The organism is Bacillus sp. GW823-FHT06A11 (assembly GCF_058795355.1).
The window spans coordinates 211863-232934 of the sequence record NZ_JBXAHS010000006.1 but is presented as its reverse complement, the minus strand read 5'-3'; the positions used below and the strand labels follow the sequence as shown (position 1 = coordinate 232934).

Genomic DNA, 21072 nt, shown 5'->3' with positions numbered 1-21072 from the left:
TGAGGTCCAGTAGCACCTGTGTTACCTTGAACACCCTGAGGTCCAGTAGCGCCGGTAGCACCTGTGTTACCTTGAACACCTTGAGGTCCAGTAGCGCCGGTAGTACCTGTGTTACCTTGAACGCCTTGAGGTCCAGTAGCACCAGTAGCACCTGTGTTACCTTGAGCACCTTGAGGTCCAGTAGCGCCGCGGTAGCGCCCGTGTTACCTCGAGGTCCAGTGGCACCGGTAGCGCCGGTAGCACCCGTGTTACCTTGAGGTCCAGTGGCGCCAGTAGCGCCCGTGTTACCTCGAGGTCCAGTAGCACCAGTAGCACCAGTAGCGCCAGTAGCACCCGTGTTACCTTGAGGTCCAGTAGCGCCGGTAGCGCCCGTGTTACCTCGAGGTCCAGTGGCACCGGTAGCGCCAGTAGCGCCCGTGTTACCTTGAGGTCCAGTAGCGCCGGTAGCGCCCGTGTTACCTCGAGGTCCAGTGGCACCGGTAGCGCCGGTAGCACCCGTGTTACCTTGAGGTCCAGTGGCACCGGTAGCGCCCGTGTTACCTCGAGGTCCAGTGGCACCGGTAGCGCCCGTGTTACCTCGAGGTCCGGTAGCACCAGTAGCGCCTGCTGGTCCAGTAGGTCCGGTAGGTCCTTGAATGAACGAAGCAGAATTAACTAGAGCAGTTTGTAATGCTGCTATTAATTTAAGAAGCTCTTGAAGTGTGCAAGGGTCAATTCGGAATAATTTTGTAATGTATAGTAAATAGTTAATGAGATTTTGAAGCTCAATAAATACAGCGCTTGCTACAAAGGTTGGATTTCTTAATATAGTTATTAAGTTTTTAATAATAGCTAACCCTTGTGCTTTCAGGGAGGAAGTAGCGTCTAGTGAACAAATAAATTTACTTAGTAGGTTCAATGTATCGATTAGATCTTCAATATTTTGGGGAGATGGATTTGCAAAAAGTGTTGGGATTATTTTTGTTAAATCAATAATAATCGCGCGAAATGTTCTAAGTTGAGCTTTAGTAATTGGGATTGATGGAGTATTTGGGATTCGTCCAGCGCTACTTGGAAAGCATGGTTTGGAGAATTTGTTTTGATTGTCGTTATAACGAGACATTAAATCTCTCCTTTCTCACGAAAATGTGAACGAAACTCATCATAGTAGATGCAGAAATTAGTTAAATGGTCATAGTAAAATCGTTTGTTTAAAGAAAAAATAGAAAAAACGCCTTACAATAAGGCGTTTTTTCTATTTTCTGCGTATTGATAATATCGCTTTAATGAAATTTTTGATTTGAATCCAGCGAGTTTTATAATTTCTGATTCAGGAGTTTCTTTTTTTATTAAGTTTAAAATATAGGTGTTACGAAAATGTTGTCCTGAAATTCCTTTACGTAAATTGGCTCTAGCCACTTCGAGGCGAATCATTTTTTGTATAGCAATTTCCGTTAATGCCTTTGGTGCATCATTTTCATATACCCACCTGTATGTTCCACGGTTAAAATCAAATGCGACAAACAATGAATCATCACTATGATACTTAGGACGAACTGGTTCTGGGATACTTTTGTAATAATTATATAGTTGTTTTTTGTCTTCTTTTGCTAATGTAATTGTTCTTTCTACACCTGCGGTTGCTGGGATTGACAATGTGTTAGTTTCAAAGTGAACGTGATGCATTGTTAATGCTGTAAGTTCCTGTAAGGATAAACCGTAGTCGATCAATAGATTTAAAATAGCAATATTGCGATCCATTAATAAAGGGCGCACAGGAAGTTGTTTTTCTGAAAGTCCTTCTAATGAAGTGACTATATACTTTAATCTTTTTTCTTCATCAGGTGAAATGAAATCTTCGTTACGAAGTGTACGGTCTGGTTGAATAGATATTTCCATATTCTTCAATGGATTGGGAATGTTTAGAAAGTGATGCATTCTATTTAATACAGTAAATACACGATGCATCGTTTTTTCTGAGTAATGTCGATTCGTTTTTAAATCGGAAAAGTAATCTTCGTAGTCTTTTGTACAAAGTGTAGCCCATATATTACTGGAAGGGAGCTTTTTGTTTTTTTCTAACCAATGTCCGAAGTCTTCAACGTCATAAACATAACGTTTAATAGTTGAGGGTTTTCGGCCTTTATTCAATAAAAAAATAGAAAAGGCTTGTATTGTATCATGGAATTCCGTTGTCTCCATAGTCCCACCACCTTAATTATTTCTTATATTATAGCAAACTTTTCTGAAAATAGGCATTTACAAGGGGGACAGGAATAATAATATTTGGTGAGTGGATAAAGTGAAACTATAATCAGTGGGGATTTTGTTCATCCTCTGCGATTATTAGTTGAACCAATCGGGCATTTACGGGCGGTTATCTCCCGCTTAAATACCAAGCGTTTGCTGAATGTCGAGGTGGGAGTCTTACTGCTCGCAAATAGCGGGATAAAATGAGGTGATTGTATGGAACAATCGATGCGAAAGAAAAACAACAATCAAATTAATATTGTGTTAAACCATCGAAAGAAAATTTCTTTGCCAGCTGCAGAAAATAAAACGGTAATTTCAAATGAAACTACAATTAAACATGAAATGCTGCAGAGAATTGAAGAAGAGATGGGGAAGCTTGTTGGGATGGATGATATAAAAAAGATAATAAAAGAAATATATGCTTGGATTTATGTGAATAAAAAAAGACAAGAGAAGGGATTGAAGTCTGAGAAGCAAGTGCTTCATATGCTGTTTAAAGGGAATCCGGGTACAGGGAAGACAACTGTTGCTAGAATGATAGGAAAATTGCTGTTTGAGATGAATATTCTATCGAAAGGCCACTTGGTTGAAGCTGAACGTGCTGATCTTGTAGGAGAGTACATCGGCCATACAGCTCAAAAAACAAGAGACTTAATAAAAAAAGCAATGGGAGGTATTTTGTTTATTGATGAGGCGTATTCTTTAGCTCGAGGAGGAGAGAAGGACTTTGGAAAAGAAGCAATTGATACGCTTGTAAAACATATGGAAGATAAACAACATGGTTTTGTATTGATTTTAGCTGGATATTCAAGAGAGATGAATCACTTTCTTTCATTAAACCCAGGGCTGCAATCTCGTTTTCCGTTTATTATTGAATTTGCGGATTACTCGGTAAATCAGCTATTGGAAATTGGAAAGAGAATGTATGAAGATCGTGAATATCAGTTATCAAAAGAAGCTGAATGGAAATTTAGGGATCATTTACATGCGGTGAAGTATTCGTCGCAAATTACATCGTTTAGTAATGGGCGATATGTACGGAATATTGTTGAAAAATCAATTCGTACACAGGCGATGCGGTTGTTGCAAGAAGATACGTATGATAAAAATGATTTAATTGGAATATCGAGTATGGATTTGATGCTCGAAGAGGAGACGCACAGTACATAAACTGTGCGTCTATTTTTGTGTATAAGTTCGTTTACTCTTTTTTTGCTTTTTCTTGGTGCGCTTTATGGAAGCGTTCCATTTTAGCGCTCTTTTCGTGTGCTGAATTAGGGTCGTGTCCAAATTGGTTTACTGAACTTTTTTGAGCTCCTTTATTAACGTGGTTTGTCATTTGTATTCACCTCACTTTAAAAATTAGTATAAACATTATATAAAGAAAAAATCGTTAGAAAAGAAAAACCTCTTTACGATATGTAAAGAGGTTAGATTGCTATTTATGCATTGAACGTTCTTTCGTTTCGATACGTCTGTGCGGTAAATGCCATTTGTAATGAATAGAAACCATGCGGAAGCAAACAATTAAAATGAATAAAATGTAAAGGGCCCAATCGCTAACAATAATTTGAGCGCCAATTAAGAAACCTGCTAAAATTGTCCAAAAGGCATATACTTCAGCTCGAAGAACGAGAGGTTTTCTGCGGGCTAAAAGGTCGCGAATGATACCGCCGCCGATACCAGTTAAAACAGCTGCCACGATTGTGGCACTAATTGGTAAATTTAATTTTTGAGCATATAATGCTCCTTGTACAGCAAATGCTGATAAGCCGATAGCGTCAGTGATATTTTCCCACTTTTTCCAATGTCTAATTAACTTATTTGGAAAAAGAAAAATAATAGTCATTGATAAAAGTGCGATTTGGAATAACATGTCTTGTTGCCAAAACGCGACAATCGGATAACCGATTAATAAATTACGAAGGGCACCTCCCCCAAATGCGGTTGCCATTCCTAAAATATACACCCCGAAAATATCATAATCCTCTTCCATTGCAACAATGGCTCCGCTTAGTGCGAAAGCGATTGTGCCTATGATGCTAAAAATCTCCCATGCCATGAATTTTCTCCCCCGCTAACTAGATGAAATGTGCTTCCTCTGCTATTATATTAGAAGGTTTAAATTTCGAAAAGGATGAGTGAACATATTTGATGGAAGAAAAAGAAAAAGTCATATTAGTAGGCTGTCAATTGCCGCAAGATGATGATGAAAAATTTATGCATTCCATGAAAGAGCTTGCATCACTAGCTAAGACTGCGAGAGCGGAAGTGTTAGTTTCAACAACGCAAAAACGACCAAAGTTTCATCCGGCAACTTACATAGGTAAAGGGAAATTAGAAGAGCTTACAATGCTAACTGAAGAATTAGAGCCGGATGTTATTATATTTAATAATGAATTAACGCCGAGTCAAATTCGGAATTTATCCTCAGTATTAGATGCGAGAGTAATTGATCGAACGCAACTAATACTAGATATTTTTGCGCAACGTGCGAAGTCGAGGGAAGGTAAGCTTCAAGTAGAATTAGCTCAGTTGCAATATACAATGCCACGTCTTATGGGGCAAGGGTTGTCCTTATCACGTCTTGGTGGTGGTATTGGAACGAGAGGACCGGGTGAGACGAAACTTGAGACGGATCGTCGTCATATTCGATCGCGTATTGATGAAATAAAGAAACAACTTGCAGTTGTTGTGGAACACCGAAAAAGATATCGTGAGAGAAGAAAAGACAATAAAGTATTTCAAATTTCATTAATAGGCTATACAAATGCAGGGAAATCGACACTGTTTAATAGATTAACGGAAGCTAATACGTTTGAAGAAAACCTTCTGTTTGCAACACTAGACCCAACGACGAGGAAGATGCCCTTACCTTCTGGTTATACAGTATTACTAACTGATACTGTTGGTTTTATACAAGATTTACCCACTTCATTAATTGCTGCTTTTCGTTCAACACTGGAAGAAGCGGGGGAAGCAGATATTATTTTACATGTAGTTGATTCTGCGGATCCTAACTACATAGGGCATGAAAAAACAGTAAAACGATTATTATCAGAACTTGAAATTAATCATATTCCTATTATTACGTTATATAATAAAAAAGATGAATTACATCAAAACTTTATTCCGTTTCCGAAAAGTGATTTCTTAATGACTAGTGCTTTTGAAGAAAGTGATTTATTGCGTATAAAAGAAGCGATAGAAATGAAAATGAAGAAAGAAATGGATCGTTATCGAGTAGAAATCCCTCCGAGTGAAGGTAAGTTATTAACGCTTTTAAAGACGGAAACGCTATTAGCAAAGATGGAGTTTCTGGAAGATAAATTTGTATATGATTGTGCAGGGTATATTTTTACTCATTCATCGCTTAATGTGCAATTAAAGAGATTTTTAGTGGAAGAAGGAGAAAATAAAAATGTTTGATCGTTTGAAAAATGGAGAAAAAATTGCTCCAATCGTAAAAGAAGTAGAGAATCAGATTACAGAAGTACATAAACGTGCGGATGAAGTAATTGAAAGTAATCAGTTTCGTGTATTAGAAAGTTTTCGTAAACATAAAATTAGTGACTCGCATTTTATCCCGACGACAGGTTATGGTTATGATGATATTGGCCGTGATACGTTAGAAAAAGTGTATGCTGATGTATTTGGGGCGGAAGCTGGACTTGTTCGTCCGCAAATTATTTCAGGTACTCACGCTATTTCTACAGCGTTATTCGGTATTTTACGTCCAGGAGATGAGTTATTGTACATTACTGGGAAACCGTATGATACGTTAGAGGAAATCGTTGGTGTGCGTGGGAAAGGTGTAGGTTCATTTAAAGAATATAATATTGGTTACAATGCAGTTCCGCTAACTGAAGGTGGGCTTGTTGATTTTGAAGCTGTTGCAGCAGCGATTCATAGTAATACGAAAATGATCGGTATTCAGCGCTCGAAAGGTTATGCTACTCGTCCATCGTTTACTATTTCTCAAATTAAAGAGATGATCGCGTTTGTTAAAGAAATTAAACCTGATGTTGTTGTGTTTGTAGATAATTGTTATGGGGAGTTTATTGAAGAGCAAGAGCCGTGTCATGTTGGTGCAGATTTAATGGCGGGTTCGCTTATTAAAAACCCAGGCGGGGGAATTGTAAAAACTGGTGGTTACATTGTCGGTAAAGAACATTATGTTGAAGCGTGTGCATATCGTTTAACATCTCCGGGAATTGGTGCGGAAGCTGGAGCGTCTTTATACAGTCTGCAAGAAATGTATCAAGGGTTCTTCTTAGCGCCACATGTTGCAGGACAAGCGCTGAAAGGTGCAATTTTTACAGCTGCGTTTTTAGAAAAGTTAGGAATGAACACGTCACCAGCGTGGAATGCACCAAGAACAGACTTAATTCAATCTGTTCAATTTGATGATAAAGACCGTATGGTTGCCTTCTGCCAAGCGATTCAATATGCATCTCCAATTAATTCGCATTTTACTCCGTATGCAAACTATATGCCAGGTTATGAAGATGATGTAATTATGGCGGCGGGAACATTTATTCAAGGTGCAAGTATTGAATTGTCTGCTGATGGTCCGATTAGACCACCGTATGTTGCATATGTGCAAGGTGGATTAACGTATTCGCATGTTAAAATTGCGATTTGTTCTGCGATTGATGAATTGATTGAAAAGAATTTATTAACAATTTCTTAAAGGGGAGCTGTCGATATCGGCAGCTTTTTTCGTATAAAAGTAACGATTTCTGCGATTAGAAAAAAGAATGAAAAAATTTATAAAAAATCATGTAAGAAAAGCTAACATCTATTGACACTAAACATAACATGTTATAAAATGAGAAGCAGTTAAGGCGAAGGAGGAACTGAAAAATGAAAGAAGATAGACGTTCTGCCCCGCTGTTTCCAATTGGTATTGTTATGGATTTAACACAATTGTCTGCACGTCAAATTCGCTACTATGAAGAGCATAATCTTGTTTCTCCAACCCGTACAAAGGGGAATCGTAGATTATTTTCATTTAACGATGTAGATAAGTTGTTAGAGATTAAAGATTTGTTAGATCAAGGCTTGAATATGGCTGGTATTAAGCAAGTGTTACTAATGAAAGAAAATCAAACAGAAGCAGTGAAAGTAAAAGAAGAAACGAAAGAAATTTCAAAAACTGAGCTTCGCAAAATACTTCGAGATGAATTACAACATACAGGTAGATTCAATCGAACTTCATTGCGACAAGGTGACATTTCAAGATTTTTTCACTAAAGATAACTGATTCTGAAGGCGATTAGAGGGACTAAGGAGGAATTTATAATGTCTAGATACACAAAAGAAGATATTTTCCGTTTGGCGAAAGAAGAGAATGTAAAGTATATCCGTTTACAATTTACGGACCTTTTAGGGGTAATTAAAAACGTAGAGATTCCAGTGAGACAATTAACGAAAGCTCTTGATAACAAAATGATGTTTGATGGATCTTCGATTGAAGGTTTCGTACGTATTGAAGAATCTGATATGTATTTATATCCTGATTTAGACACTTGGGTAATTTTCCCTTGGACAGCTGAAAAAGGTAAGGTAGCTCGACTAATCTGTGATATTTACAATGCAGATGGCACTCCATTTGATGGAGACCCACGTAACAACTTAAAACGTGTGTTAAAAGAAATGGAAGCTTTAGGATTTTCAGACTTCAATCTTGGACCAGAGCCAGAATTCTTCCTATTTAAGGTTGATGAAAAAGGAAATCCAACATTAGAATTAAACGATAACGGTGGATACTTCGACCTTGCGCCGATGGATCTAGGGGAAAACTGTCGTCGTGATATCGTTCTTGAACTTGAAGAAATGGGATTTGAAATTGAAGCATCTCACCATGAGGTTGCTCCAGGGCAGCATGAAATTGACTTTAAATATGCAAATGCAATTCGCTCATGTGATGACATTCAAACATTCAAACTTGTTGTAAAAACAATTGCTCGTAAACATGGTTTACACGCAACATTTATGCCGAAACCACTATACGGTGTGAACGGTTCAGGTATGCACTGTAACTTATCATTATTTAAAAATGGTGAGAACGTATTCTTTGATGCAAACGGTGACTTACAACTAAGTGATGATGCTCGTCACTTCATCGCAGGTATTTTAAAACATGCACCAGCATTTACAGCGATAGCAAATCCAACTGTAAACTCATATAAACGTCTAGTACCTGGATATGAAGCGCCTTGTTACGTAGCATGGTCTGCACAAAACCGTAGCCCGTTAGTACGTATCCCTGCATCTCGTGGTATTAGTACACGCGTAGAAGTACGTAGTGTTGACCCAGCTGCAAACCCATATTTAGTAATGGCTACATTATTAGCTGCAGGTCTTGATGGAATTAAAAACAAATTAACTCCACCAGCTGCAGTAGACCGTAACATCTATGTAATGACAAAAGAAGAGCGCGAAGAAGCAGGTATCGTTGACTTACCAGCAACATTAGCGCAAGCGTTAGTTACATTACAATCTAATGAAGTAGTATGCGGTGCACTAGGAGAACACTTACTTGAGCACTTCATCGAAGCGAAAGAGATTGAGTGGGATATCTTTAGAACACAAGTTCACCAATGGGAACGCGATCAATATATGTCTCTTTACTAAGAGGCTTGAACCCTTGATACAACTCGTATCAAGGGTTTTTTAATTCCCTATTATTACAATTTTATATGGTTGCAAAATGAAAAACAGCCACATAAAAGCCAATAATTAATAACAAGTAGTGATATCATAGAAAAACATTATCAGATAAATGTAAGTTTTATATAATTTGTGAAATGAAAAAGCCTTGATACTACGGTATCAGGGCTTTTTTAGTGAAGTTATTGGATATGTTAACTACTAGATAATGGATTGTTTTTGGTTATTTTGAATCATGTTACTAAGAAAATCTTTTCAAAAGAATTGATCTTATCTTTTTTAATCACTTGTGCTAAAACTTAATAATTCTTTACTGCCTTGTACAACGCGAGCGATGATTTTTATGTCCTCATCTGCAAGGCTATAAGTTTGTGGCTTGTGAATCAGATTATTACTCAATGATATTAACGTAATGATGCTCAGTTATAACACAGTCTTATTCAGAATTTCGTTAGTTCATTTTCTAAATTTAGGGAATAAATATAGCTTAGTACCTTGCAATAAACAATACTAAGTGGTATATTATGGATAAATCAGGTACCGTGTATTGAACAGTACTAAGATAGGGAAGGAGGATGGCACTTGAACGTTCAGTTTAAAAAAGGTGTGCTTGAACTTTGTGTATTAGCACTTGTAAAACGTAAAGATAGTTACGGTTATGAACTTGTTCAGCAAATCTCTAATAAATTTTTAATATCGGAAGGATCAGTATACCCTTTATTACGTCGTTTGACGAAAGAAGGGTATTTTCAAACGTATTTAAAGGAATCTACGGAAGGGCCACCTCGTAAATATTATCAATTAACAGAGCGAGGGGAGACGCAATTTCATTTGTTAGTAACAGAATGGCGTGATTTTGCGAAAGGGGTACAAGAAATTATTGAAGGGGTGGAATGGGATGAGTAAAGAAGGGTTTCTTAAAGAATTATCAAGTTATCTTAGAAAGTTACCAGAGGAAGAGAGGCAAGATATTTTATTGGATTATGAAGAGCACTTTCAGTTTGGACTAGAAGAGGGGAAAACTGAATCAGAAATAATTCAGGGCCTTGGTTCTCCGAAAGTAATCGCAAAAGAGTTACTTGCGATGTATCGCTTCGATGAAATGAAAAAAAATCCATCGACTTCAAATGTGACAAGAGCTGTTATGGCAGCGATTGGACTTAGTTTGTTTAATTTTATTATTGTGTTAGGCCCGTTAGTCGCAATTGTTGCTTTTATATTTTCTTTTTGGATTGGTGGTATTGCTAGTGTAGTAACACCATTTTTCGTTATTGGAAAAGTATTTATGGGTACTTTTATATGGTTGGATCTTTTCGTTAGTATAACGTTTGTTGGAGTAGGTTTATTGTTATGTATTATCGCTTTTTATAGTACAAAGTGGTTTAAGAGATTGTGTGTACGATATGTAATATGGAACTTCAAAATGATAAAAGGAGAGTAAATGATGAAAAAACTATTTTTAATCGCTATCGCTTGTATCATTATTGGAGTAATAGGAATTTCCCAAACATATGAAAAAGCAGTACAAACTGCTGAAAAAGGCGATAAAGAAGATGTAATTAAAAACGAAACATTAAAAAATATAGAAGTTAAGTTAGATGCCGGAGATATTGTTATCCAAAAATCTCCTGATTCTTCTTTTTATGTAAAGCAATCAGGAGATGTACGTAAACAAGAGATTCGTATTGCAGAAGATGGTGACACATTAAAAATTATTGGGGAAAGAGAAAAAGGTGCTTCATTTGATTTTTCTTTTTATGATTTTAGGTTTCAAACGTCTAAATTGACTCTCCTTGTGCCTGAACGCGCTTATCAAGATGTAAAAGTAAATTCATCTGCTGGACAAATCGAAATGAGTGATGTGAAAAGTGATAGCGTAAGTGTTAGAACACTTGCTGGAGAAGTAGAGTTGAAACAAGTAACGGCTAAGAATGTGGAAGGATCGACAAAAGCTGGTGAGGTGAACTTTAAGAAGGTATTAGGGAAAGTGACCGCAAAAACAAAAAGTGGGGAAATAAATATTCGAGATCATGATTCCAAGTATAATCTAGAAGCAAGTTCAACTGAGGGAGACATAGATATTACTTTATCGGAAAAACCACAAGATGCGGTAATTACTGGGCAAAGTGCTGCCGGAGATGTAACAATTTTTAATGAAGAAAATAATAACGTAACAATTGGCAATGGTAGTAAAAAGATTAGCGGTAAAACGGCTGCGGGAGATGTGACGATTGAAACTCGTTAATAAGAAATAGAATGTATGGAAATCTATCAAAATACAAAAAAGAAGATAATTACCGTATATAAATAAGGTAATTATCTTCTTTTTATTATTTTTAATGTAAATCACGATATACGCCAATTACTTTCCCGATAACTGACACTTGTTTTAAAATGATAGGTTCTAATGAAGAGTTTTCTGGTTGTAGACGGAAATGGTCTTTTTCTTTATAGAAACGTTTAACAGTTGCTTCGTTATCTTCTGTTAAAGCGACTACAATTTCACCATTATATGCAGACTGTTGTTGGCGAACAACAACTAAATCTCCATCGAAAATACCAGCTTCAATCATACTATCTCCAGAAATACGTAACATGAACACTTGGTCTGCTCCAGCAACAATACTAGCTGGAAGTGGGAAATGTTCCTCTACGCTTTCAACCGCTGTAATTGGTAAACCGGCAGTAACTTTTCCGACAATTGGAACTTGAATAACAGATTGTGTTTCCGTATCCATTCGGTCTTCACCTAAAATTTCAATGGCACGTGGTTTTGTTGGATCGCGTCGAATGTATCCTTTTTCTTCTAATCGTGATAAATGTCCGTGCACTGTAGAACTAGAAGCGAGGCCGACTGCTTGACCAATTTCACGTACGGAAGGTGGATATCCTTTTTCTTGTACTTTTAGCTTAATAAAGTCGAGAATGTCTTGCTGGCGTTTCGTTAACTTTTCCATGTTTTCTAACACCTCGTTTTCTTTCATTTTTCTTATTAATAAGTATAACATGTGAAAAAACATTCTACAAACATAAGTTCGAACAAATGGCGGATTTATGTTACACTATAGGGAAATAATAGGGAGAAAGAGGGGTTCAAAATGAATGCAATTATTTATGCACGTGTGAGTACAACGAAAGAAGCGCAAGAAACATCATTATTACGTCAAAAAGATGAATTATTGCATTTAGCTGAGCGCTATCAAATGAATGTTACTAAGGTGATTGAAGAGCAGGCTAGTGGATATACAATTGAACGTGACGGTATATTAGAGGTGCTGGATACAATTCGAGACGAACAAATTGATGTGTTACTTATACAAGATGAAACGCGCCTTGGTAGAGGAAATGCGAAGATCGCATTAATGCATTGTTTACATAAAGAAGGCATAAAAGTATATACGCATACACATAATGGTGAATTACAATTGTCGGATTCTGATTCGATGGTATTAGATATTATTGGTATTGTTGAAGAATATCAAAGAAAGATTCATAATTTGAAAATTAAACGAGGTATGCAACGTGCAGTAGAAAAAGGTTATCGTCCAGAAAATAATTTAAAAAATCGTCATTTAAGTGTAGGAAGAGAGAAAAAAGAAGTGCCAATTGAGGAAATTGTACGTTTGCGAAAAAGTGAACTCACGTTTGAAGAAATTGCAGCAACATTACGTGGATTTGGTCATAATGTTTCAAAGGCGACTGTACATCGTAGATATGTAGAGTATACGAAGCAATTGCTTGATAAAGAAGAGTAACTATTGTATGATAATAATCAGTTTTGATTAGAAGGGGGATTCGAGATGATTAATCACGAACTCGTTGAACGCATTAACTTCTTAGCGAAAAAAGCAAAAGCTGAAGGTTTAACTGAAGAAGAGCAACGTGAGCGTCAATCGCTACGTGAACAATATTTAAAAGGATTTCGTCAAAATATGTTAAACGAACTTAAAGGAATTAAAGTTGTTAACGAAGAAGGTACAGATGTTACACCGACGAAATTAAAAGCTTTAAAAAAGCAAGATAATGCAAAATTAAATTAAAAGATGGGCGAAGCCCATCTTTTTTTATTTGTAAAAATCGTTATTTAATAACTTTCCAGTTGTTATTAACGGTTGCTTCTATCGTTTTATGTTCCAATATATAATTAGCGATAAGTTCAGACATATCTGTGGGTATATCTTTTACTACCGGTTTGTTTTGAAACATAAAGAAATTTCCCCCGCCACTTGCACGATAATTATTCATTACAACTTCATATTCTTCATTCATATTAAGAGGAGCACTGTTATGCTGTAAAGATTCTACTCTTTCACCAATTGGTTTTGAAATGTTTAATACATATGAAATCCCTTCCCACATATCATAATTATAATGTTGTGGTTTTGGTTCTATGTAGGTAGGACTTACGATGATGGATCCATCTGTTTTTAATGTGAAATAAGAAGCAGAGAGTTCAAGAGCGGCTTTTATATCAGCTCCAGTTATTCTAATTACTTTTAATGTGTTTGGATAAATATAATTAGAAACGATGTCACGGATTGTTACATGTTCCGGGAAACCTGGAGATGTATTATGGAACAAACTTGTACAAGAAATTGATACCTTAGCTATATCCATCTGTATTTTATTTATGAATTCGATAAAAGGATGATCGTGCAAACGAGTTTGCATAGCATCTGAAATTTGCATGTCCCCCTGAATGATTCCAATAGGTTGATCAAGCCACTTTTGTGTTTTCTCTTCGTAATCGGCTACCAATGAAAGTACATCTTGGTCCGCTTCAATTCCTTGTACAGATAATAATTCAGAAGAGCTCTCTTTTTTTACCCATTTACGTTTCGTTTTTTCGAATGTTACTTTTACTTTGCCGACTGAGTGTCCATTGCATCCGGTCTGTAAAATTGTTACACCGTTAGCCATTGTGTGAGAAATTTCTCGGTGTTGATGACCTGTTAGTAAAAGATCTATGCCTTCAATTTCATGGCACATTGCATATCCTTGGTTTTCACCTGTTAACACGTCAGTAGGTTCCCCGGTTTGTAAATCTTTTTCAAATCCACCGTGATAGGCTACGACTAATAAATCGGGTTTCTCATGTTCGCGAATATAAGAAACCCATTTTTTTGTAGTCTTTAATGCATCTTCAAATAGTAAATCTTTAATGTGATGGGCCTGTTCCCAATTTGGGATGTAATGTGTTGTTACCCCTAAAATAGCGATTTTTATATTGGATTCAATCTGTTTGATTAAATAAGGTTTTCCGAAATAGGGTTTGTTTATGTTTTTATCTAATATGTTTGCTGATAGGTACGGGAAGTTCGCAGTAGTCACAGCATTATTTAATATATTCATCCCGTAATTAAATTCATGATTGCCGATAATTGCAGCGTCATATTGTAAGTAATTCGCTAATAAGGACATTGGATTTTTTTTGTTTTTTTCGTATGTAACGTAATGATAAGTAAATGGTGTTCCTTGAATAAAGTCGCCATTATCAATTAAAAGAACGTTTGTATTTTGGGAACGTTCTTTTTTTATAAGAGTAGAAATTTTAGCTAAACCAAGTTCTGCTGGGGAGTTATCTTGGTAGTGAATAGGATAAACAGTGCCATGTATATCGCTTGTTAATAAGATGTTTAAAGTTACAGTTTGATTTTGTTCCAATATGACTCACCTTTTCTATTGTTATCTTCCAATTAATCATATCAAATATGTGAAGTGAATTTTGATGTGAATGTATAGAATGTGTAAAGATTCTGTAAATACCCAATTGTGTATCAAAATATGTGATATATTTCTTCATGTTTACGGAAGGTTATTTTATAACAAGAAAAATGGAGGCATTAATATGTTGAAAAAAGTTTTTGCAATGAGTACAACAGTTGTACTAGCGGCCGGATTATTAAGTGGCTGCGGGACGAAAGAGTCCAGTGCAAGTAAAAATGAAGATACGAAAAAAGGTTATGTACCAAAGACCTTAAATGTTCAATTTGTTCCTTCTCAAAATGCGGATACGTTAGAGGCAAAGGCAAAACCATTGGAAAAGCTATTAAGCGATAAATTAAATATTCCGGTAAAAGTTAGTATTTCAACTAACTACAATACAATTGTAGAAGCGATGGCATCTAAACAAGTAGATGTAGGATTTTTACCGCCAACAGCGTACGTATTAGCACATGAAAAGAAGGCTGCAAATGTAATTTTGCAAGCACAACGTTTTGGAGTAGAGGATGAAACAGGAGCTCCTACAAAAGATTTAGTAGATTATTATAAATCTGAGTTTGTTGTTAAAAAAGACTCTAATATAAATAGTGTAAAAGATTTAAAAGGTAAAAAAATTGGTTATCAAGATGTAACATCATCAGCAGGATATGTATGGCCTGCAGCTGTTCTATTAAAAGAGGGAATTGATCCGCTAAAGGATGTGAAACCTGTTACATTAAAAGGGCATGATCAGTCACTTATTGCTCTTTTAAATGGTGATGTAGATGCAGCTGTTGTATTCCAAGATGCTCGTAATATTGTAAAAAAGGATTATCCGAATATATTTGATCAAACGAAAATAGTGAAATTTACTGAGAAAATTCCGAACGATACAATTTCTGTACGCTCGGATTTAGATGCAGAGTGGAGCAAGAAATTACAAGATGCTTTCATTGAAATTGGAAAAAATGAGGAAGGCCGTAAAATCATTAAAGAAGTATATTCTCATGAAGGATATATTAAATCTGATGATAGTAAATTTGATATTGTTCGTGAATATGGAAAGACAGTGAAGACGCAATAATACATAGTGAAATGGCGGCTAGCTGGAAGGTGTGAGATTTCAGTTAGTTTGCCGTTTTTTAGTTATTGATAATACATTGAAAGTAGGTAAGATGTGTGATAGAGTTTCGAAATGTTTCCAAAATGTATCCGAATGGCACAAGGGGATTGAATAATATAAATTTAAAGATTCAAAAAGGTGAGTTTATTGTAATGGTCGGATTATCCGGAGCTGGAAAATCTACACTTCTCAGATCCGTAAATCGTCTTCATGAGATTACCGAAGGAGAAATCATTATTGAAGGTGAGTCTATTACTTCTGCGAAAGGAAAAGGATTAAGGCGTATGCGCCGGGATATCGGTATGATCTTCCAAAGTTTTAACCTTGTAAAGCGATCAACAGTATTAAAAAATGTATTAGCTGGTCGTGTTGGATATCATTCCACATTACGTACAACGTTAGGTTTGTTTCCGAAAGAAGATGTGGAGCTCGCATTTCAAGCATTAAAAAGAGTGAATATTTTAGAAAAAGCATATGCGCGTGCTGATGAATTATCAGGAGGACAACAGCAACGTGTATCGATAGCTAGAGCATTGGCGCAAGAAGCAAAAATCATATTGGCAGATGAGCCTGTTGCATCGTTAGATCCACTTACGACAAAGCAAGTGCTAGATGATTTGAAAAAAATTAATGAAGATTTTGGAATCACGACAATTGTAAATTTACATTCTATTGATTTGGCTAGACAATATGCGACACGCATTATCGGATTACATGCAGGAGAAATTGTTTTTGACGGTTTAGTAGAAGAAGCAACGGATGAAAAATTTGCTGAAATTTATGGGGACGTTGCTCAGAAAAGCGAATTATTAGAGGTGGCAGTAAAATGAATGACGTGACGATATATTCAAATGAAATACCGAAGCCGCCGAGTAAATTGAAACATATGTTAACGTTTATTTTAGTTATTTTAATGCTGTGGAGTAGTAGTGTACAAGTAGATGCATCATTTTCAAAATTGGTAGACGGTTTTCCAAATATCGTAGATCTATTGAAAGAAATGGTGCCACCTGATTGGAGTTATTTTCAAGTTATTACAACAGCGATGTTAGATACAATACGTATGGCGATTATTGGGACGACCTTAGGAGCGATTTTAGCTATTCCACTTGCATTGTTTGCAGCAAGTAATGTGTTTACTAACACATTTTTATACAGTCTAGCTCGAATGATTTTAAATTTTATACGAACAATACCAGATTTATTATTGGCGGCTATTTTCGTAGCGATTTTTGGAATTGGGCCACTTCCAGGTATTTTGGCTCTTACTTTTTTTTCAATTGGACTTGTAGCGAAATTGTTGTATGAATCAATTGAATCAATTGACCCTGGCCCACTAGAAGCGATGACAGCTGTAGGGGCTACTAAGGTACAATGGATTGTTTATGGAGTCATTCCACAAGTAAAAGCACACTTTGTTTCCTATGTACTATATACATTTGAGGTGAATGTACGTGCAGCGGCTGTTCTAGGTTTAGTAGGAGCAGGTGGTATTGGACTATATTATGATCGTACACTTGGATTTTTACAATATCAACAAACTGCTTCTATAATTATCTATACCCTTATTGTTGTTTTGTTAATTGACTACATTAGTACATTGTTGCGGGAGAAACTATAATGAATAGAACGACGATGATTGTGCCAAAACCGAAGAAACCGAGTATATATCGCTGGATTATTTTAATAGCACTTACAGTTGTATATGTATGGGCCTTTTCAGGAGTACCATTAGAAGGGATAAAGGACACAGCAGGTGAAATCACGAAAGCAATTATGACAGGGATATTAAATCCAGACTGGTCGTATGTATCTTTGCCAGATGGTGAAGATTTATTGCATGGATTAATTGATACGTTGGCAATTGCGATATTAGGTACATTTATTTCTGCATTTTTATCTGTTCCGTTTGCCTTCTGGGCGGCAACGAATATGAGTAGTGGAAAATTAACTTCAGGATCTGGGAAATTTGTACTTAGTTTTGTTCGTACGTTTCCTGAATTAGTTATGGCTCTTTTATTTATAAAAGCTGTTGGTCCAGGCTCTTTTGCAGGAGTATTAGCTTTAGGATTACATTCTATTGGAATGTTAGGGAAACTATATTCAGAAGGAATTGAAAACATAGATAAAGGACCGACGGAAGCGTTGCTAGCAACAGGAGCAAACCGTTTTCAAATACTTTGGTATGCAGTGTTACCACAAGTGTTACCAGATTTTCTATCGTATACGTTATACAGATTTGAAATTAATGTACGATCCGCTGCGGTTTTAGGGGTTATTGGAGCGGGAGGGATTGGTACACCTTTAATTTTTGCGCTGAGTTCACGGAATTGGTCTCGTGTTGGGATTATTTTATTAGGTATTATTTTAATGGTAATTATAATTGATTTGATTTCAAGTTCGATTCGGAAACGGATTGTTTAACTTATTTGAAAAGCATCGAAGTTAGATGCTTTTTTATGTTTTTAAAAACGTATTTAAAAAAGTAAGAATAGAAGAAATTTGTATAAATATACAGATAATTCTTTTTCTTTTTAAAATAAAAATAATGAAAAAGTATGTCATATTGAATGCCCATACATTCCCGGAAACATTGATTTTTTTATAAAAAATCAAAAAAATATCAACATATTTGTCGATACATGTTGTATAATCTTGCGTGGGAAGCTATCATATAAATGTATAAAACGTTTACTAATATAAGCGAAGGGAAGAATAGCATGTCACATTCAATCGAACAACTTTCTATCAACACGATTCGCACATTATCCATCGATGCGATTGAAAAAGCAAACTCTGGTCACCCAGGAATGCCAATGGGTGCAGCACCAATGGCTTATACATTATGGACTCAATTTATGAAACACAATCCAAATAACCCAACGTGGTTTAACCGTGATCGTTTCGTATTATCTGCAGGTCATGGTTCAATGTTATTATACAGCCTACTTCACCTATCTGGTTATGATGTAACAATGGATGACTTAAAGAACTTCCGTCAATGGGGAAGCAAAACTCCAGGACATCCTGAGTACGGTCATACAGCTGGTGTAGATGCAACGACTGGTCCACTTGGACAAGGTATTGCAACTGCTGTAGGTATGGCAATGGCTGAAAGACATTTAGCTGCTAAATATAACCGTGATGCGTATAATGTAGTAGATCATTATACATACGCTATTTGTGGTGATGGAGATTTAATGGAAGGCGTTTCTGCTGAAGCATCTTCATTAGCTGCTCATTTACAATTAGGTCGCCTTGTTGTGCTTTATGATTCAAACGATATTTCATTAGATGGCGATTTAAATCGTTCATTCTCTGAAAGTGTAGAAGATCGTTACAAAGCATACGGATGGCAAGTAATCCGTGTTGAGGATGGAAACGATATTGAAGCAATCGCGAAAGCAATTGAAGAAGCGAAAGCTGACGAAAAACGCCCAACGCTAATTGAAGTAAGAACGACAATTGGTTTCGGTTCTCCAAACAAATCAGGAAAATCAGCTTCACATGGTTCTCCACTTGGTGTAGAAGAAACAAAATTAACGAAAGAAGCATATGCTTGGACTGCTGAGCAAGATTTCCACGTAGCAGAAGAGGTATACGACAACTTCCGTAAAACAGTACAAGATGTTGGTGAAACTACGCAAGCAGAGTGGAACACTATGCTAGGTGAATATGCACAAGCATACCCAGAATTAGCAAACGAATTCCAAGCAGCAATGAACGGTCAACTTCCAGAAGGTTGGGAGCAAAACTTACCAACTTATGAATTAGGATCAAAAGCAGCAACTCGTAATTCTTCTGGTGCTGTAATTAATGCAATTGCAGAGTCTGTACCATCATTCTTCGGTGGATCTGCTGACCTTGCTGGTTCTAACAAAACATACATGAATAACGAAAAAGACTTTACAAGAGATGATTACAGCGGTAAAAACATTTGGTACGGTGTACGTGAGTTCGCAATGGGTGCAGCAATGAACGGTATTGCATTACATGGCGGTTTAAAAACTTACGGTGGTACGTTCTTCGTATTCTCTGATTACTTACGTCCAGCAATTCGCCTTGCAGCATTAATGCAATTGCCAGTAACGTATGTATTCACACATGACAGTATCGCTGTTGGTGAAGATGGTCCAACACATGAACCAGTCGAGCAATTAGCAGCGCTTCGTGCAATGCCGAACGTTTCTGTTATCCGTCCAGCTGATGGTAACGAATCTGTTGCAGCTTGGAGACTGGCTTTAGAATCTACAAACAAACCAACTGCTTTAGTATTAACTCGTCAAGACCTTCCAACATTAGAAGGTGCAAAAGATGATACGTATGAAAAAGTAGCAAAAGGTGCATATGTAGTTTCTGCAAGCAAGAAAGAAACGGCTGATGTTATCTTACTTGCAACTGGATCTGAAGTAAGCCTAGCTGTTGAAGCTCAAAAAGCATTAGTAGCAGACGGTGTTGACGCAGCTGTTGTCAGCATGCCATCTATGGATCGTTTTGAAGCTCAAACTGCAGAGTACAAAGAATCTGTATTACCAAAAGCAGTAACAAAACGTTTCGCAATCGAAATGGGTGCTACATTCGGATGGCACCGTTACGTAGGTCTTGAAGGAGATGTGTTAGGTATCGATACATTCGGTGCTTCTGCTCCTGGTGAGAAGATTATGGAAGAGTATGGATTTACTGTAGAGAACGTTGTTCGTAAAGTAAAAGAAATGCTTTAATGATTTCAGAAAAATCTCTCCGGCATGGAGAGATTTTTCTATGTAAATGAGTTTTTTCGACAGAAAAAGTTTTTTATCTCTCCGCAGTCAGACAATCATTGCAAATTTTCTTATATATAATGAAGAGAAAAGGTTGTCCAGATTGGGAGGGGAAAAATGAAAACGTATGAATTGTATTTAATTCAAGAGGATATTGCGAAATCTTATTTTGGTCGTGAATATTTGTTTTTTGATTTATTTGCTCGATTTTCAGAATCTGGGTCCCTTTCGGAGAAAAAAGTGTTATATAAACAAATGATGTATATAACAAAACCATTGCAAGTAATGAAAATTCATCATAAATTAGAACAAGCTTTGCGCGTTCTTGGTAAATATGATAGAACACATCATACACATACACTTTATACGGGAGCGGAGTACGGTGAAATAATGGTGAAACCGCACTATATTCGTATGAATACCTCTGGAAATGTCTCTATGGAAACGACTTTCTTTGAGGTGTTAAGAAAGTGTGAATTAACATTTTTAGCTATGGATTATGAAAATACAAAGTACGGATGGCTGAATCCTCTAAAACAAGTACGAACATATGTGTAAAAATGTCGAATTGTATCTTGT

At 36.5% G+C, this 21072-nt stretch carries 21 protein-coding genes and 1 pseudogene; 16 read left to right on the top strand and 6 right to left on the bottom strand.

Annotated elements, in window-relative coordinates; genetic code table 11:
• Both AC1Q8L_RS24850 and AC1Q8L_RS24845 read right to left on the bottom strand, forming a co-directional pair.
• A pseudogene (locus AC1Q8L_RS24850) lies at window positions 1–1102 on the bottom strand (collagen-like repeat preface domain-containing protein); the annotation flags it as partial.
• Between the two features lie 113 nt (window positions 1103–1215).
• Window positions 1216–2181 carry a tyrosine-type recombinase/integrase gene (locus AC1Q8L_RS24845; protein ID WP_000450330.1) on the bottom strand — a complete coding sequence of 322 codons (966 nt, stop codon included), beginning with the start codon at window positions 2179–2181 and terminating at the stop codon, window positions 1216–1218.
• A gap of 264 nt (window positions 2182–2445) precedes the next feature.
• On the opposite strand from AC1Q8L_RS24845, the gene spoVK reads away from it, so the two are divergent.
• Complete coding sequence (gene spoVK, locus AC1Q8L_RS24840; RefSeq protein WP_000438177.1) at window positions 2446–3402, top strand: stage V sporulation protein K; 957 nt, start codon at window positions 2446–2448, stop codon at window positions 3400–3402.
• A gap of 31 nt (window positions 3403–3433) precedes the next feature.
• On the opposite strand, the gene AC1Q8L_RS24835 is transcribed toward spoVK, so the two are convergent.
• Together AC1Q8L_RS24835 and AC1Q8L_RS24830 are read right to left on the bottom strand one after the other, a co-directional pair.
• Complete coding sequence (locus AC1Q8L_RS24835) at window positions 3434–3571, bottom strand: hypothetical protein (RefSeq protein WP_000181505.1); 138 nt, start codon at window positions 3569–3571, stop codon at window positions 3434–3436.
• A gap of 99 nt (window positions 3572–3670) precedes the next feature.
• Complete coding sequence (locus tag AC1Q8L_RS24830) at window positions 3671–4294, bottom strand: trimeric intracellular cation channel family protein (RefSeq protein WP_000312267.1); 624 nt, start codon at window positions 4292–4294, stop codon at window positions 3671–3673.
• A 92-nt stretch (window positions 4295–4386) separates the two neighbouring features.
• On the opposite strand from AC1Q8L_RS24830, the gene hflX reads away from it, so the two are divergent.
• The 7 genes from hflX to AC1Q8L_RS24795 all read left to right on the top strand — a co-directional run bounded on the left by hflX (window position 4387) and on the right by AC1Q8L_RS24795 (window position 11152).
• Complete coding sequence (hflX, locus tag AC1Q8L_RS24825) at window positions 4387–5661, top strand: GTPase HflX (RefSeq protein ID WP_000391412.1); 1275 nt, start codon at window positions 4387–4389, stop codon at window positions 5659–5661.
• Window positions 5654–6925, top strand: a complete 1272-nt coding sequence (locus AC1Q8L_RS24820; RefSeq protein WP_000460281.1) for a methionine gamma-lyase family protein — start codon at window positions 5654–5656, stop codon at window positions 6923–6925. The genes hflX and AC1Q8L_RS24820 overlap by 8 nt, the downstream gene beginning before the upstream one ends.
• 173 nt (window positions 6926–7098) lie before the next feature.
• Window positions 7099–7488, top strand: a complete 390-nt coding sequence (gene glnR, locus AC1Q8L_RS24815) for a transcriptional repressor GlnR (RefSeq protein ID WP_000656783.1) — start codon at window positions 7099–7101, stop codon at window positions 7486–7488.
• A gap of 48 nt (window positions 7489–7536) precedes the next feature.
• On the top strand, window positions 7537–8871 hold the full coding sequence (gene glnA / locus AC1Q8L_RS24810; protein WP_000092763.1) for a type I glutamate--ammonia ligase: 1335 nt from the start codon (window positions 7537–7539) through the stop codon (window positions 8869–8871).
• 618 nt (window positions 8872–9489) lie between these two features.
• Window positions 9490–9813 carry a PadR family transcriptional regulator gene (locus AC1Q8L_RS24805; protein ID WP_001102632.1) on the top strand — a complete coding sequence of 108 codons (324 nt, stop codon included), beginning with the start codon at window positions 9490–9492 and terminating at the stop codon, window positions 9811–9813.
• Window positions 9806–10348 carry a DUF1700 domain-containing protein gene (locus tag AC1Q8L_RS24800; protein ID WP_000031386.1) on the top strand — a complete coding sequence of 181 codons (543 nt, stop codon included), beginning with the start codon at window positions 9806–9808 and terminating at the stop codon, window positions 10346–10348. The genes AC1Q8L_RS24805 and AC1Q8L_RS24800 overlap by 8 nt, the downstream gene beginning before the upstream one ends.
• Window positions 10349–11152, top strand: a complete 804-nt coding sequence (locus AC1Q8L_RS24795; protein ID WP_000976232.1) for a DUF4097 family beta strand repeat-containing protein — start codon at window positions 10349–10351, stop codon at window positions 11150–11152.
• A 91-nt stretch (window positions 11153–11243) separates the two neighbouring features.
• Here the strand turns inward: AC1Q8L_RS24795 and lexA are convergent, their stop codons facing one another.
• Entirely contained in the window at window positions 11244–11864 is a 621-nt protein-coding gene (lexA, locus tag AC1Q8L_RS24790; RefSeq protein WP_000413738.1) for a transcriptional repressor LexA, read from the bottom strand.
• A gap of 141 nt (window positions 11865–12005) precedes the next feature.
• Here lexA and AC1Q8L_RS24785 point away from each other — a divergent pair, with 141 nt between their 5' ends.
• The gene (locus AC1Q8L_RS24785; protein ID WP_000991471.1) at window positions 12006–12662 is read left to right on the top strand and encodes a YneB family resolvase-like protein; all 657 of its coding nucleotides are present in this window, start codon (window positions 12006–12008) and stop codon (window positions 12660–12662) included.
• 45 nt (window positions 12663–12707) lie between these two features.
• Window positions 12708–12947: a DUF896 domain-containing protein gene (locus tag AC1Q8L_RS24780; RefSeq protein ID WP_000607015.1), complete on the top strand. Its 240-nt coding sequence runs from the start codon at window positions 12708–12710 to the stop codon at window positions 12945–12947.
• A gap of 40 nt (window positions 12948–12987) precedes the next feature.
• Here the strand turns inward: AC1Q8L_RS24780 and AC1Q8L_RS24775 are convergent, their stop codons facing one another.
• Window positions 12988–14571: a bifunctional metallophosphatase/5'-nucleotidase gene (locus AC1Q8L_RS24775; RefSeq protein ID WP_098312078.1), complete on the bottom strand. Its 1584-nt coding sequence runs from the start codon at window positions 14569–14571 to the stop codon at window positions 12988–12990.
• 184 nt (window positions 14572–14755) lie between these two features.
• Here AC1Q8L_RS24775 and AC1Q8L_RS24770 point away from each other — a divergent pair, with 184 nt between their 5' ends.
• From AC1Q8L_RS24770 to sirA, 6 genes are all read left to right on the top strand, one after another.
• Window positions 14756–15694 (top strand): phosphate/phosphite/phosphonate ABC transporter substrate-binding protein, encoded by a 939-nt coding sequence (locus AC1Q8L_RS24770; RefSeq protein ID WP_000915063.1) that lies wholly within the window; start codon window positions 14756–14758, stop codon window positions 15692–15694.
• A 95-nt stretch (window positions 15695–15789) separates the two neighbouring features.
• Entirely contained in the window at window positions 15790–16563 is a 774-nt protein-coding gene (phnC, locus tag AC1Q8L_RS24765; RefSeq protein WP_000569234.1) for a phosphonate ABC transporter ATP-binding protein, read from the top strand.
• Window positions 16560–17354 (top strand): phosphonate ABC transporter, permease protein PhnE, encoded by a 795-nt coding sequence (phnE, locus tag AC1Q8L_RS24760; RefSeq protein WP_001000773.1) that lies wholly within the window; start codon window positions 16560–16562, stop codon window positions 17352–17354. The genes phnC and phnE (AC1Q8L_RS24760) overlap by 4 nt, the downstream gene beginning before the upstream one ends.
• Complete coding sequence (phnE, locus tag AC1Q8L_RS24755; protein WP_001082390.1) at window positions 17354–18157, top strand: phosphonate ABC transporter, permease protein PhnE; 804 nt, start codon at window positions 17354–17356, stop codon at window positions 18155–18157. The genes phnE (AC1Q8L_RS24760) and phnE (AC1Q8L_RS24755) overlap by 1 nt, the downstream gene beginning before the upstream one ends.
• A 296-nt stretch (window positions 18158–18453) precedes the next feature.
• Complete coding sequence (gene tkt / locus AC1Q8L_RS24750) at window positions 18454–20454, top strand: transketolase (protein WP_000019775.1); 2001 nt, start codon at window positions 18454–18456, stop codon at window positions 20452–20454.
• A 156-nt stretch (window positions 20455–20610) separates the two neighbouring features.
• A complete protein-coding gene (gene sirA, locus AC1Q8L_RS24745; protein WP_000860652.1) occupies window positions 20611–21051 on the top strand; it encodes a sporulation inhibitor of replication protein SirA in 441 nt (146 codons plus the stop codon).
• Window positions 21052–21072 lie beyond the last annotated feature (21 nt).